This window comes from Selenomonas sp. FC4001 (assembly GCF_000701565.1).
Lineage (GTDB): Bacteria > Bacillota > Negativicutes > Selenomonadales > Selenomonadaceae > Selenomonas_A > Selenomonas_A ruminantium_B.
Window position 1 is genome coordinate 366893 of record NZ_JNJF01000004.1, and the last position, 14103, is coordinate 380995.

Genomic DNA, 14103 nt, shown 5'->3' on the forward strand with positions numbered 1-14103 from the left:
CACCCCCCAGCAGGTTTTATGCCTGTTTGTCCGTCATGGCATCTACCACAATCTTCCGCGCCTCAGGCGAAAGCCTTTCGGCATCTTCTATAAGCTTCTGTTTAATCGCTTCACTTTCTTCTTCCGTAAGCCCCAAAAATTCATCCACGCTCATTTTGTAGAAGCTGGAGAGCCGGGCAATATCCTCTGACTTAGGCAGCACCTTTCCGGCTTCCCATTTGTCATACTTGCCTAAGGTAATACCAACTCCCTTGGCAATTTCTTTTCTTGTGATGCCCTTGCTTCTTCTGATTTCCGGAAGCCTGCGCACAAAAAAGCTGGTTAATATTTTATTGACCATAAATGCTCCTCTTATTTTAATTCAAAGGGTGTACCTTCATAATTCATAATGCTCACGCTCTCTTCAACCACAGCGGCGCATAGCTCTCTTAGACGATTCTGTGCATTGAAGCTTATTCCAATCATTTAACGCCCTGACCACACGCTTCGTCTGTTTTTTTACTCCAGCCAAATCCATCCCTCCATTTATCTATTTGCTACAGTTCCGCTGCTTCGCTTACGCCTCTTTGCCTGTTCTCCTGATTAGCTCTGTCACTTCGATTTTCTTATGCCGGTACCTTTTTCTGCCCTTTGTTATTTCGCCATATTCTATGGCCTTAACAGGACAGATATGCAGGCATCCCAGGCACTCTACACAATTATGCTGCCATACAGGCTGCCCCTGAGGACGCAGGATATTCCCCCTGGGGCATATCCTTTCACACAGACCACAGGATGTACACTTTTCCCTATCACATTGGAAATTTTCATCTATTTTCCGTTGTTCTGCTTTCCATTTTTCATGATAGCCTGCACAGAACTTTCTGAGCAGCTGCCATGTCGTGTGATGCTCCCGCTTCTCGATGGCACCGGCTATTTTCTTCAGCTTCCGCTCTGCCAGCCATGCCCGGATATTTATCCGCCAATCTGCAGCTATATCCCGCAAGGGAATGTAGTTGGACACCAGCCGTACATACCATGCAGCATGTATCTGCCGATTCTTTTCCTTCAATATTTTTTCCGCATCCACAAACGGCCTGCCCCAATAAGGAACGCCACAGGTAGCTATGGCAAAGATATACGGAGATTCCAGTATCGTGAGCTTTTGTAAGAATTCCTCCACCTGCAACGGCAGGCCAAAGTAATGCATAGGAAATACAAAGCCTACACACTCCGCATTAACCTCCAGCCTATCCTCATGCAGAGCTTCTGCAATTGACCTTAGCTCTGCGCCTTTAATGACCTTCTGCAATTCCCGGGCCACATATAAGGAATTTCCCGTTGCCGAGTAATAGTAAATTACCGTGCTGATTTTCTTCACCCCATTTTGTTATTTGATTTTACATCCATTTTCCAGGCTTATCATTTGCTCCGGACAATCCTGAGCACCCTTATTTTTCTCCCGAAAATGCGGATAGAATACTAAATTACCATTCTCATCCACCTTGCTCAGATGTTTAAGAAAATGTCTCGCTATAGTTCCCGTAATCAGGGCAGATATCAATGTGCCTTCCCGTATGCCTTCAATTCCGCCAAGATATACCAGCGAAATCACAGCGGCCAATGACACCAGACTGACATCATTGGCTGTTTTTACCTTGCCGAATTCAATATGGAAATGACGGGATACAGCGTATACGATTCCTTCTCCGGGAAGCATCAGCACATTGGCGATTCCCTGAACAGCTACGCCAAAGGCAATCAATGTGGTGCTGATAAGCAAAGGCAGCAGCTGCAAAAGGTAATTTGTAGGAATGACCCAAGACCACGCCTCCATGAAGAAATCGATAAACCAAGAGAATATCAAGGTTACCGGTATCTGCAGGAACTGAATATGGTCAAAAGCTCTGCGCAGCAATAGATACTGGCCGAGTACCAGCAGCATGTTTATCGAAAAGGTCATCTGCCCCAGCGTAAATGGTGAGGCCAGACTTATGACATAGGGAAGGCTGGAAATAGGTGAAGTTCCCAGCATACTCTTAACCACCAGTGCTATCCCGGAAGCCTGTACGATAACAGCAACAACAAACAAAAAATAACGTAACATCACGAGTTTGTCAAGATAAGTGTGTAAGTTTTTTTGCCATAAGAAAAGCGGTCCGAAAGGGCCGCCTTTTCTATGGGAAAAAGCTTAAAATTGCTCGTACTTTAGCATTCTTGCCTGAATTTTTTCATCAATAGCTAATTGGTTCCGTACCATAGACCACCGCATAATGGGATGCCCCTGCCATTTTTTGTACAGCTCCAGAATTCGCAGATAAAGAATCTTGCGAACAGCATTTTCATGAGGGAAAGCCCCTTTTCTCGTTACCTTGCGAAAGCTGGAATTAACGCTCTCAATGGCGTTGGTAGTATACATCACACGACGTACGGCACTGCCATAATTGAAAAGCTGTTCCACATGTATCCAGTTTCTCTCCCATACGGCTACTGCTCCAGGATAATGTTTCCAAGCGTCCTTAAATCGGTCAAATTCGGCAATAGCCGCTTTGAGATTAACTGCACCATAAATCTTCTTAAGCTGGGCTGTAAATCCTTTGTAATCCTTGGAGGGTATGTACTTAATAGAATTGCGGATAAGGTGCACAATGCAGCGTTGTACCACCACCTGTGGAAAAATTGCTTTTGCCCCTTCTTCCAGCCCGGAAACACCGTCCATGCTGATGAAAGCCACGTCTTCAACACCGCGTGTCTTAATTTCGTCAAAAATCTGCATCCAGTTATGCTTGCCTTCGGTGTCGCTAATCCATAAGCCTAGGATATCCTTGATACCATCCAAATCATAGCCGAGAATTACATAGATGGCACAGTTTTTCGTCTCGTACTCCTGCCGTATAGGGATGTAAAGACAGTCTACAAATATAAAGGGATAAAAGGGCTTGAGGGGCCGATTCTGCCAGACTTCAGCTTCCTCCAGCACACGGTCGGTGATGTTTGAGATACTTTCCGCTGACAGGCTGAAGCCATAAATGTCTTCAATGGTCGAGGATATATCACGCTGGCTCATACCACGTCCATACATGGACAAGACTTTATCCTCAATACCCGTAATATCCTTTGACCGTTTAGGAATAGCCTGCGGCTCAAAGGAACCATCCCTGTCGCGAGGAACGCTGACGGGAATTTCACCAAAACTGCTTCGAACGGTCTTGTCGATATAGCCATTGCGGCGATTGTCTGTATTCTTGCTGCCGTGGTCGTTAGATGTATAGCCCAGGTGGTTGTCCATTTCTCCCTGCAACATAGCTTCCAGCATGGGGCCAAATACATCTTTTATAGCATCCTGCATTTCCTCCTTATTCTGGGGGTGATATTGCTCCATGATAAGTTTGGCGATAGCCTGTCCTTTTTCATTGCCTCTGTTTTTTCGTCTTGCCATAAGTGCTGTACTCCGTTTCTGTCATTATGATGATACTGTACCGCACTTTCGAATAAAAAGAAAGTGCGTAAGTTTGTTACCGGTAACTTACACACTTAATTTTACACTCTCAACATCACAGACATTTACTCCATCTCTCCCTTACGGTTAGATAGTATAGAACTGACATGTATAAAAGTCAAACTCTCGCCATCCACGATGTTCATTATTAACATCCTAAGCCATGCAGTTTCAAGTTGTATTCTCATCATTAATAGTCTCAATAGTATTATACATCCCCACTCGTATAAAAAAGCAGCCGAATAATACCATTTAACTGATATCAATCAGCTGCTTTTTTGCGTATCTGTCAAATCATATTAAACGCAAAGAGCTTCACGATTCTTTCCGTTGTAGCAACGTTACACACTCGACATGCGAAGGCTCTAAGAGGTTGCAAACTAAACCCATGGTTGCTCTCATCATTTCGACACTTTAAAATCGCATTGAAATTCTCTGATATCATTTTCTTTACTTTTGTTATCTGTTCTTTCGTACGCCGTTTACGTTTTTCCTTATAATCACCCGCATCCTTCGTGTCAGTGATATTCGTTTTATATATGAAGATTATCTTCCACGGATCGGGAATACCATCATCTCCCATCTCACCAATTATAACCTTATCAACTATTGTTTTGAACACAGCATCGTCAAACTCGTCAATCTTGTCTTTACTAGTCAGCAATTCTTGAAATCTTTTCAGTCGCAAATGCTTTGATTCCTTTTTAGAACCAGCAATCTGCGCCTTTTCCCTTTGTTCCTTTAGCTCATTTAGTTGCTTATACAACTCTGAATATTTTCTGTTATACGCATCTTCATCTACATTTCCATCAAGTTTCAAGTCCAACAAGTCACTAATACGTTTCTCCAAGTTAGATATTTTACGTGAAAGTGCCCGTTGATCGATGGTAGTTGTATCATCACTCAATTCCTGTTCTATACACTCTAACAACTCATCAACCATTTCTTTATTACGCCCCAGGCACATATTGAAGCTGTCTACGAAGGCTTGCTTTATAGCTTCCTCTGGTATCGCTTTACAGTGTGGGCATGTTGCACGGCCACTCTTATAAGCTTTGACACAGTACCACCTTACCTTCTTAGGCTTACCCAATGCTCCTGGCCACATCTTTCTGGCTAAAGTTGCACCACAAAAACCACATTCAAGCATTCCACTGAATGTATATGTTGTATTAAGCCGCACATGATTCCCTGTTATCGCCTCTCCCTGCATTTTTTTCGCACGATTCAATCTTATCTCTTGTGCTTTGTCAAATTCAGTAGCACTTATAATTGCCTCATGATGGTCGTGGATCATGTACATATCTTCAACGCCATCATTTCTTACGCGTCTCTTGGAAATCGGACTTACTGTATAGGTCTTCCCCATCAACAGGTCGCCCTTGTACTTTTCATTCTTCAAAATGAACAAAACACCGCTATCTGTCCAATGAGTTCCACCATCCTTTGTCTTACGCCCTAAAGACTCCAGCTGACGCCTTATATAGCCACATCCATAGCCCTGCAGATATAATTTGTAGATGAGCCGGACTGTTTCAGCCTCCTCGGGATTTATATGGATAGATTTGGTTTTCTTATCATAATCATATCCCAAACAACCTTGGAAGCCAACCATCTCTCCACGTTCCATCTTCATGCGCAAGCCCTTTTTGACATGTGCGGAGGTGTTCTCCACTTCCTGCTGATAGACTGCACTCATGACGGAGAGTATTAACTCACCATCCATATTCATGGTATCAATTTTTTCTTCTTCGAAATTAATCGCTACCTTGTTATCCAACAAAAGACGTACATACTTCAAAACATCAATCGTATTCCTCGAAAAGCGCGAAATTGATTTCGTCAGGATATAATCCATCTTGCCGTGCTTAGCATCCTCAATCATACGATTGAAGCCGTCCCGCAAATCCGTCTTTGTACCACTGATAGCAGCATCTGCATAAATATCAACAAAATCCCAGTCAGGGTTAGACTTAATCAGTTCTGTATAGTATTTTACCTGTGACTTGTAACTTTCCAGCTGCTCATCGCCATCTGTGCTCACTCTGCAATATGCTGCGACCCGGAGCTTACGACGAAGCCTGCTATCTGGATTCAAGCCAAAATGTCGGCTCCCCTTGAGTTTCTTTACTTCTGGCATAGCATACCTCTCATGTATCAAATGAAGTTAATATGTTTACTATCTATCATGCCTTCATTATAGCATTGTGTGTAAAGAAACACAAGGCATTTCCTAGAAATAAACTTCATATTTCTTCTGCAATCTGCACAAAATACGATTATACTCTTGCTCCGTCAGCGCTACCCCCTCCTCAAAACTCGTATCTTTTTTTATCATATTAAGCATTGCCAGCAACATAGTATAACGTTCCAGAGTTTTTTTTCGATTTTTATCCTCCATCACACTGTCTTGCGAACCTCCGTAAAAATATCGTCTAGCAACGTATTCTCTGCACCTACATCATTCATTTGTATATACCCCATCAGATCTTCCACCTCCGGGAAAAATTTTTCCATTTTTAAAAACAATTCATTACGTAAAGTCTGATAGAGATGTTCATCAAAGACACCTCCAAATGTACATAGCGAAATAAGATACGGGCTATATCGGTCAATAATCTCAAATCTGGCAGCAGCATCATATCCCCTTACTGCTCGACATATAGTCCTTGCTGGCACAAAAATTCCTTTTCTCTTAGCCATAGTAATCCATCCTCTCCATACTTTCCCTTAATTTATGCAAAATTCTTTGCTGGTATCGATACATCTTTGAATATGACATCTTAAAATACTTAGCTAGTTCCGCATCCGGAACTTTCTTCTTTCCCGGCCCTGCACCCCAATATTTGACCATGATAATTTCACGCTCGCTTCTCGTCAGTTCTTTTAGCGCCATCGCCAGCTCATAATGGTAGACTTCATAACGACAGCCATTGAAATAAAAGACACCAGCAGGTCTTCGATACAATGAAATCCTCGTTACTATATCATCAAAATTGTCCACTATGCTCTCATGCCGTTGGTGTTTCCTCATTGTTGCCATGTAAGTCCTGACATAATTACGGCTAGTCTTCTTGATGAAACTATCGAACCGTTCCTGAACCATCCTCTCCCTATACTTACTCATCCGATATCACCTCCTTCCAGTAGCCTCCACACCTACTAAGACCGGAGTTATTCTCGTTTTCTCCATTGTTTAGGAAAAAAAGTTAAAAAAACTCTTATCTTCTTTCAAAAACAACTGAAATGTGTCATGACAGAAGCCCCAAAGTAAGGAAAGTATGATGAACAGTTTTAACTCTTGAAATATGACTTGGGCACAAAATCAATAAAAAGGCGGTCTGCTAGACTCACATAGGAGTCAGCAGACCGCCTCTCTTTATTTTCAACTATATTATTACGCCATTCTTTTCGTATATCAGTATCTTGTCAAATTATTCGTTTTCCCCCACATTTTCCACTATGGTTTTGCAAGCAGGATATCTGTTGCATGACCAAAACGTCCCCTTTTCGCCTTGAACCTTCCTTAAATAACCTTCACCACATGACGGGCATTTCATAATAACAGGCGAGCCCTTGTAATCTGAAAATTTGACGCCACAGTTATCCTTGTCCTCACAAGCCCAGAACAGGCCTTTTGAACCAGCAATCTGCCGCAGAGACTTCCCACATTTTGGACAATCCCAGACCTTGCCGGTCAATCCCGTCCCTGTTTTTGCTTCCATATCCGGCTTTCCTTTTTTATCAGGGAAGGTTTGTTTACAATCAGGATACCCACTACAGCCCCAGAAATAGCCTTTCTTTCCTTTGCGTCTTGCCATCGGCTTACCACAGATAGGACATTTTACTACATCAGCAGCCGGGGCAATGTGCAGCATAGATGCGGCCTCGACACAAGCAACTACACCATCTATTTTTCCAGCAATAAAAGTCTGCACATCCAGTCGTCCTTCCTTAATTTCCTCCAAGCCATCTTCCCATTCCGCTGTCATATCCGGCCGAGTCAACTCATCCGGAAGAAAATCAACCATCGCCTCTGCTGTCTCGGAGGGGATTAGGTACTTTTTGTCTTTCTTTAACAGGCCGGAAGATACCAGAGAATCTATAATTCCCGCCCTTGTTGCTTCCGTACCTATTCCAGCTACCGATTTAAGTTTCTTTACCGCTGCCTTGTCCTTTACATGCTTATGGATCTCTTTCATCGCCTGCAAAAGCGTAGATGGGGTGAATCTTTTGGGAGGTTTTGTCACCTTATCGATAATATGAGCTTCATGGAATGCAGTTGACTCACCTTCGCCAATGTCCGGCAGAAGTTTCTCCTTTTCATCAGAATCTTCCTGTTCTGCCGATGTCTTATCGCTTGCATAGAGTTCCTTCCAGCCCATCTGGATTATCTGTCTGCCGGTTGCTGTAAAAGTTTCTCCGGCACACTCTATAGTAATTTTCGTCGCATTATATTTATGGACATCATAGAACTGCGCCACATAAGCTTTTGCGACCATAAGGTACAGATTTTTCTCTGTCTCGCTCAGCCTAGACAAATCAGCTTTTTCTCTGGTGGGCACTATGGCGTGATGAGCAGATATCTTGCTGTCGTTCCATGCTCTGCTCTTAATTTCAGTTTTGGCTCTACGACAAAACTCTTGCAACTCTTCGATACCAAGTAGACTTCCCATAATCTCATCCACTTCTGCCAACTGGTTCTCCGGCAGGTAGGAACAATCTGAGCGCGGATAGGTAGTAAGCTTCTTTTCATACAAATTCTGCATGGCATTCAAAACCGCCTGAGGTTCATACCCATATTTTCTGCCAGCAGCCACCTGTAATGCCGAAAGCGAATATGGCAGAAGCTGCAGTTCCTGTTTTTCTTTATCCTCGCGGCAGGTGACTATTCCTGCTTCCCCTGATGTTGCTATTTTTTCTTTGACAGCAACAGCTACATCCTGCTTCAACAGCCGACCATCCATATCAAAGCAGTCATTGAATTCTTCTTCACATGGCTGCCATACAGATGAGATAACTTTATCCATATAGAGCCAGTCCACCTGAAGCTCATAGTAATTCACGGGCTGAAATTTACGGATTTCATTTTCCCGACGTACTACCAAGGACATGGTTGGCGTTTTCACCCGACCAATACGGAGAACATGCGGAAAGCCAGCATTTCTTCCTGCGATGCTATAGGCCCGGCTAAGATTCGTACCAACCAGCCAATCGGCATAACTGCGGGCTCTGGCTGAATTCTTTAAGCCCGCAAAATCTTCATTATCCCGTAAATCGGCCAGCGCCTGCTTTACTGACTTCTCATCCAGAGCGTTGATAAGCACTCGTTTTACCGGCTTAGTGTTTCCTAGATATTCCAACAGCTCATCCACAAGCAGCTGGCCCTCCCGGTCTGGATCGCCACCGTTTACCACAATATCAGCATCAGCCAGCAGCTTTTTGATTACCTTAACCTGCTTGGCACCTTCCTTACGGATTTTCATTTTCCATTGCTGAGGCACAATCGGCAAATCTTCGCTACGCCACACCTTATACTTTTCGTCATAATCGTCAGGAGCAAAGTTTTCCAGTAGATGGCCATACTCCCAGGTCACTAAATCAGTACCTACTTCAATATAACCATCTTTATTGGTTCCATTCCCCAGCCCCTTCGCTAGTTCTCTAGCCAATGATGGCTTTTCAGCAATGAATAGACGCGTACTCATGGCTCCTCCTTAATCATTTCTGCCATCTTACCAGATACTTTGTCACCTTGAACATTATCCTTGGATATGGCAGATGATTTTTCTTCCGCAGCCAGATTGCTATAACCAGCAACATAAAAATCCTTTGGTGCTACAGCAATCATCTCGATAATCTTAACCGGATCAAGGTCATATACCTGCAGCCCATTGTCTTCAGCCAAGGAAGCAAATTTCCTCATCCACTTGTTGTTTACCTTATCCTTTTCCTTCTGCAGGGCTTTTTCTTCCGCCAGCAGCTGCTGTTTCATTGCTTCAATTTTTTCTTTGAGCTTATCGTGACGGTTTGATACCCGTTCCAGCTTTTTTAGCATATCAGCCATGTTTCAACCCTCCCGTGATTTGTTCCTTATGTTCATTGAGCAATTTCTTCAGTGATTCTGCATCAAAGGTATCTAAAATCCCGACCTCGGCAAGTACATTTCCTGCCTCTATTTTTCGCAGGAACATCTCTCTTTCCTTGGCACGTCTGCGATAAGATTCCGCATAGGCAAGATTCCTCCTATCCTCCATATCCAGCTTCTGTATTTCTTCGCGCAGCTCAGATATTTTCTTTTTGACTTCTTGTACCCCCATAACTTCGCCTCCTTGATTTGGATTCTATCACAAGGTAATCCAGCCGTGGTGACTATCCCGCAATAGGGATAAACTGGGAATTTTCAGGCCTCTAAATCAGCTATAATGGGGCTAAGTAAAGGAAAAAGGCGCACTTAGGAGTTTCTCGTCCATGGCATGGCCATGGGCGTAGAAACTCATGCTGGCCGCTTACGTGCCCAGTTGCGTCTGACATGCCACTCGTGTTCACTCGTTGAACTGCTGCGCAGTTATTTCAATACCACAATGCGGAAGGAGATTTGTTGTTATGGCCAGCTATCATTTCACCATCAAGGTAGACCAGAAGCCGGACAAGACCACTATATCCGCAGCTACCCATGCTGACTATATCAACCGCGATGGTTCATTCCAGAACATAGACTTTAAGCGGGAAATAGAATCCCAGATTCTCTCCGGCTGTATCCTGCGACCTGCGCATCTTAGTGCTAAAGCATATAAGCCCAGCCCCCTTTCGCTGCCACGAAACAAAGATGCTAAATTTCTTTACAAAAGCATTTACGGCAGTATCCTTGAAACTGCCAACGGCATTGAATACACGGATGGAGCCAGCACCGAAACCAGGCAGATTGCTCTGGCTCTTGCCAAGCACAGGTATGGAGATACGCTGGCACTTACTGGCCCCCTTAGTGAGATATCTTCTATTCTTCGTGCTGGTCAGGCTATGGATTATCCCGTAGAATTTGCCAGCAATGCCATCAATAGTAACTATCAGCGACTCTTGGAGGAGAACCATTATGGAACAGATTATAAGCGAGGAAGAACTGAAAAAAGCCATCACGGAGAGCCTACAAGCGGAACCGCCCAAGCAGTACATCTCCCCCACCTTGAATCAAATCCCCGAAAAAGACCTTCCGCCAAAAGAACTCCCCTGCGCACATTGCTTCAACGCAATCTGGATGAGAACCACAGAAATTCTGGAATGCTATTGCAGATTAACCATGCAATCGGCATGGAACAGTCAGGAACCCTCTGCCCTGATACAATGCGACGGGACTTCCGTTGGGGTACCCGAAGAAAAGTAGATGATATTGCTGCACGTATTTTGGCGCAGGCAGATGGAATTACTCCGGCTTCTCATCACGCAGATTACATTAACAGGCGAAACTCATTTGCCCCCAAGGGTGGCTGTATCTATAAACATCACCATTTGCCCAGCTGGGCCAAAGATAATCCAAAGACCTTTTTCCAAGCAGCAGATAAGTATGAACGTGCCAACGGCACCCGTTACCGGGAAATCGAATTTGCCCTGCCCAACGAACTCAATATGGCCGAGCAAAAGGAAATCATTGATACCTTTATCGAGCACCATCTGGAAAATCACTATTACGCATATGCCATCCATGACAAAATCGGCGTAATGAGCAATGGTGAGCACAATACCCACGTTCACATTATGTTCTCTGAACGAGAAATTGATGATGTAGAGAGACTGTCCGAACGCCCAGCAGAGCTTTTCTTTCACCGAGCCAATAGCAAGCATCCGGAAAGAGGCGGCTGCCCTAAAGCAGTAAAGTGGAATGACAAGAACAGGGCAAAGTATCTCTGCGAGATGCGCCGGGACTTTGCTAAAATTCAAAATGTTGTCCTACAAAAATATGGCATAGATGCATCCGTTGACCATCGTTCTCTTAAAGCACAGTACAAAGATGCACTGAGAAAAGGCGACCTTGATGCTGCCCTGCTGCTTAACCGGTTGCCCGAAAATCATTTAGGGCCAGCGCTCGCTGCCGACAAAAATAACCCCAAGGTCATAGACCTCATGGAATACCGCGCCTATAAGTTCAAGCGTAGTAGCCTAGCCCATATGATTGACCAGCTGAAACTGGAACATGCAGCTGAATTCGCTCAGGAGTCCAAAGACAACCTCCATACGACACTTATTGACCAGGAACTTCACGGACTTACTGCTGCTGGAAACTCCACACCTGAACTTTTTGCTTTAAATGATACTGTAAGCAAGGATTACCAGTCACTGGTAGCTATGGAAAAAATCCTCATCTCCAAGGAAAGTGCAATGGAATTGGCCATGGAGCACATTTTACCTGCTCCTGAACTTACAATCATCCGGGCACAAAAAAAGCTCACCCAAAAGCAGAATGAGCTAAAAGCACTACGGACGTCTTTGTTGGAAATGGGTGATTCAGCAGTCTCTGATGAAATTATCCAGGCAATTACAGATGATATTCTCCACCAGAAAGAGCTAACAGAGAGAATTGCTTCTAAGATTCAAGAAGTTGAAGAAAAACTCTCCAGTCCAAATATCCAAAAACAGCTTAACGATATTGCTAAGGATATTATTAGGGCAGACAAATTCCAACAGCGGGAATATTGGAACCTTATTCAGAAGCTCAATCAGGATACGCAGTTGCTACAGGATGAAATGGATAAGGCAATTATCCGCCATGTCAATGATTTCTTGGCCGGAGAATCAGATATTACCTTTTCTACCAGAGACATCAAGCATTATCTTGACAGCGAAGTACATAGCCTGAAAAAAGCGATTCAGCTAAAATCTGCTGACCTTGAACAGCTAAAAAAACGCCTAATTACACCCGAAAGAGCAAATCTCATTGCCCGTTCAAGATATCTGAAAGGTGCTGATAAAGCGCTTCGCCAGGACTTCCGCAACCTGCAAAAGGAAGCTGAGTGTATCGCTATCGCACAAAAGGAATATGAAGCTACTAAGGCTGAATTCGCGTCTCTTCCTAAGCCAAAGTGGTATCAGAGCAGTAAAACCTATAATGACGAAGCCAATCGTATATTTGCTCTGGGCAAAGCTCTGCAAGAACGTCAGCAAAATCTCTCTTGCCAGCAGGATCGACTAAATAAGAAGCAATCCCAGCTGGAGCAACAGTGTGCAGCTCCAGAGGCAAAATCCTATATTTCCTTCATTGCCTCCAGGATTCTGCAAAAAGATTTGGGCAATGTCACTAAAGCTCAAAAATTGGAAACATCCCTCCAAGATATACGAATTCGCTTAGATGATGTACTTACAATGCAGGCAGCAGTCAAGGCAGAACTGATGATAGAACAGCCACTAAAACTGCCTAAAGAAAACAACGGCAGAGCTTCTGCCCGTCGGCGTATGGAAGATGTAGCACACTCATTGATCAAATCTACTCGAAATGTTATCAGCGGACTTGCAGTATCCCTTCATCATCAAAAAAATCTTGATTATGGAGCTATGAACCAAACGGAAAAAGAGGCACAATCTGAAATTACCATATAAGGAAGTCAAATTCTATAAACATTTTATAGACTCTAAAGCCACCAAAAGGATACCACAAACCTGCAAATATAATGTAACATTAATTATCAACTCGAAATATACTATCATTATTATTTATCGATTATAATGATGAAAATACACTATAATCGGTATTTCTTCTGCATATTATATAATTTTATTAGATTAACCTATTCCTACTTGCATTAGTATATCCACATTAACATTTAGGCCCCTAAAAAGACAAGACTACAATTCGCGATTTTAAAAAATGCCTAAGGCGTGTGATAATCGATTGTGTAAAAGTAAAAGCGAAAGTGAAATGCAAATCAATTACAACACAAGATGTATAAGTTGTAAACACATATATTCTATTGACTTTACATTCTTCGTATGCTATATTTAGTGTAGCGTATGACACATCTGCGATAGGTTGACTAGATGTAAAAAACATTTGGTTGTTTTTTTTATGATGATAACATCCATCTTTGATGCCGTTTCAGGTGGAGCATACAGTACCGATAGGTGCAATAGGCCGCGAAGAGGATTGACGATGTCAATCCTCTTGTTTTTTTATTATTGATATTCTATATAAAATACTGACAGATGTACAAGCTCTCAATCCATACCAGTATTTATAAGAAACCTATCAAAACAAACCACATTATAAAAAATATTAATAGCATAGCTAAAATTCAATAAATATCAAGTAATGAATATTGATACTAACCCAAAATCAGAAAGGAGGTACGACAATGAAAGAGTTAATCGGTGGCGGCGCTGGTCTTTTGGCTGGTCTGAAAATCGGCGGTATCGGAATTGCAGCTCTTGGCGGTGCCGTTGGCATCCCTGCAGCAGCAGTCGCAGGTATCTTGGCAGTTGCTGGAGCTGCCGCTGCGAACAAAATCAAAAAGTAAATTAGAAATAGTGGGCGGGGTTAATCCTCTCCCACTTTTTTAATTAAAAGCAAGTTAACAGTTACATAATATAATATCATACAGATTAAATCCCTTAATGAAGTGACGATTTTTCTCTTTTTT

General features: G+C 43.1%; 13 protein-coding genes. 2 read left to right on the top strand and 11 right to left on the bottom strand.

What is annotated here, in order from left to right; genetic code table 11:
- Window positions 1-16: 16 nt before the first annotated feature.
- The 11 genes from T320_RS13785 to T320_RS01855 form a co-directional block, all read right to left on the bottom strand.
- Window positions 17-340 (bottom strand): helix-turn-helix domain-containing protein, encoded by a 324-nt coding sequence (locus T320_RS13785; RefSeq protein ID WP_051608533.1) that lies wholly within the window; start codon window positions 338-340, stop codon window positions 17-19.
- Between the two features lie 216 nt (window positions 341-556).
- Complete coding sequence (locus tag T320_RS01815; RefSeq protein ID WP_197019347.1) at window positions 557-1360, bottom strand: EFR1 family ferrodoxin; 804 nt, start codon at window positions 1358-1360, stop codon at window positions 557-559.
- A 9-nt stretch (window positions 1361-1369) separates the two neighbouring features.
- Window positions 1370-2086, bottom strand: a complete 717-nt coding sequence (locus T320_RS01820) for a YczE/YyaS/YitT family protein (protein ID WP_037352378.1) — start codon at window positions 2084-2086, stop codon at window positions 1370-1372.
- 84 nt (window positions 2087-2170) lie between these two features.
- On the bottom strand, window positions 2171-3418 hold the full coding sequence (locus tag T320_RS01825) for an IS256 family transposase (protein ID WP_037352382.1): 1248 nt from the start codon (window positions 3416-3418) through the stop codon (window positions 2171-2173).
- A 349-nt stretch (window positions 3419-3767) separates the two neighbouring features.
- Entirely contained in the window at window positions 3768-5618 is a 1851-nt protein-coding gene (locus T320_RS01830; protein ID WP_051608535.1) for a recombinase family protein, read from the bottom strand.
- Window positions 5619-5711: 93 nt separating this feature from the next.
- Window positions 5712-5882, bottom strand: coding sequence for a hypothetical protein (locus tag T320_RS14780; protein WP_197019348.1), 171 nt, complete (start codon window positions 5880-5882; stop codon window positions 5712-5714).
- Window positions 5879-6181: a helix-turn-helix domain-containing protein gene (locus T320_RS01835; RefSeq protein ID WP_037352385.1), complete on the bottom strand. Its 303-nt coding sequence runs from the start codon at window positions 6179-6181 to the stop codon at window positions 5879-5881. Before T320_RS01835 ends, T320_RS14780 begins: the two co-directional genes overlap by 4 nt.
- A complete protein-coding gene (locus T320_RS01840; RefSeq protein ID WP_037352389.1) occupies window positions 6174-6605 on the bottom strand; it encodes a sigma-70 RNA polymerase sigma factor region 4 domain-containing protein in 432 nt (143 codons plus the stop codon). The genes T320_RS01835 and T320_RS01840 overlap by 8 nt, the downstream gene beginning before the upstream one ends.
- Window positions 6606-6912: 307 nt before the next feature.
- Complete coding sequence (locus T320_RS01845) at window positions 6913-9186, bottom strand: DNA topoisomerase III (RefSeq protein WP_037352392.1); 2274 nt, start codon at window positions 9184-9186, stop codon at window positions 6913-6915.
- The gene (locus T320_RS01850; RefSeq protein WP_037352394.1) at window positions 9183-9545 is read right to left on the bottom strand and encodes a hypothetical protein; all 363 of its coding nucleotides are present in this window, start codon (window positions 9543-9545) and stop codon (window positions 9183-9185) included. Before T320_RS01850 ends, T320_RS01845 begins: the two co-directional genes overlap by 4 nt.
- Window positions 9538-9798, bottom strand: coding sequence for a hypothetical protein (locus tag T320_RS01855; protein WP_037352396.1), 261 nt, complete (start codon window positions 9796-9798; stop codon window positions 9538-9540). The genes T320_RS01850 and T320_RS01855 overlap by 8 nt, the downstream gene beginning before the upstream one ends.
- Before the next feature lie 286 nt (window positions 9799-10084).
- Between T320_RS01855 and T320_RS13790 the strand changes: the two genes are divergently transcribed.
- Window positions 10085-13066, top strand: a complete 2982-nt coding sequence (locus T320_RS13790) for a MobA/MobL family protein (protein WP_051608536.1) — start codon at window positions 10085-10087, stop codon at window positions 13064-13066.
- A 752-nt stretch (window positions 13067-13818) separates the two neighbouring features.
- Entirely contained in the window at window positions 13819-13980 is a 162-nt protein-coding gene (locus T320_RS14510; RefSeq protein ID WP_156032694.1) for a hypothetical protein, read from the top strand.
- Window positions 13981-14103 lie beyond the last annotated feature (123 nt).

Coding starts and splice junctions, on each gene's coding strand:
- T320_RS13785 (WP_051608533.1), bottom strand. CDS start 340: ATGGTCAATAAAATATTAACCAGCTTTTTTGTGCGCAGGCTTCCGGAA.
- T320_RS01820 (WP_037352378.1), bottom strand. CDS start 2,086: ATGTTACGTTATTTTTTGTTTGTTGTTGCTGTTATCGTACAGGCTTCC.
- T320_RS01825 (WP_037352382.1), bottom strand. CDS start 3,418: ATGGCAAGACGAAAAAACAGAGGCAATGAAAAAGGACAGGCTATCGCC.
- T320_RS01830 (WP_051608535.1), bottom strand. CDS start 5,618: ATGCCAGAAGTAAAGAAACTCAAGGGGAGCCGACATTTTGGCTTGAAT.
- T320_RS01835 (WP_037352385.1), bottom strand. CDS start 6,181: ATGGCTAAGAGAAAAGGAATTTTTGTGCCAGCAAGGACTATATGTCGA.
- T320_RS01840 (WP_037352389.1), bottom strand. CDS start 6,605: ATGAGTAAGTATAGGGAGAGGATGGTTCAGGAACGGTTCGATAGTTTC.
- T320_RS01845 (WP_037352392.1), bottom strand. CDS start 9,186: ATGAGTACGCGTCTATTCATTGCTGAAAAGCCATCATTGGCTAGAGAA.
- T320_RS01850 (WP_037352394.1), bottom strand. CDS start 9,545: ATGGCTGATATGCTAAAAAAGCTGGAACGGGTATCAAACCGTCACGAT.
- T320_RS01855 (WP_037352396.1), bottom strand. CDS start 9,798: ATGGGGGTACAAGAAGTCAAAAAGAAAATATCTGAGCTGCGCGAAGAA.
- T320_RS13790 (WP_051608536.1), top strand. CDS start 10,085: ATGGCCAGCTATCATTTCACCATCAAGGTAGACCAGAAGCCGGACAAG.
- T320_RS14510 (WP_156032694.1), top strand. CDS start 13,819: ATGAAAGAGTTAATCGGTGGCGGCGCTGGTCTTTTGGCTGGTCTGAAA.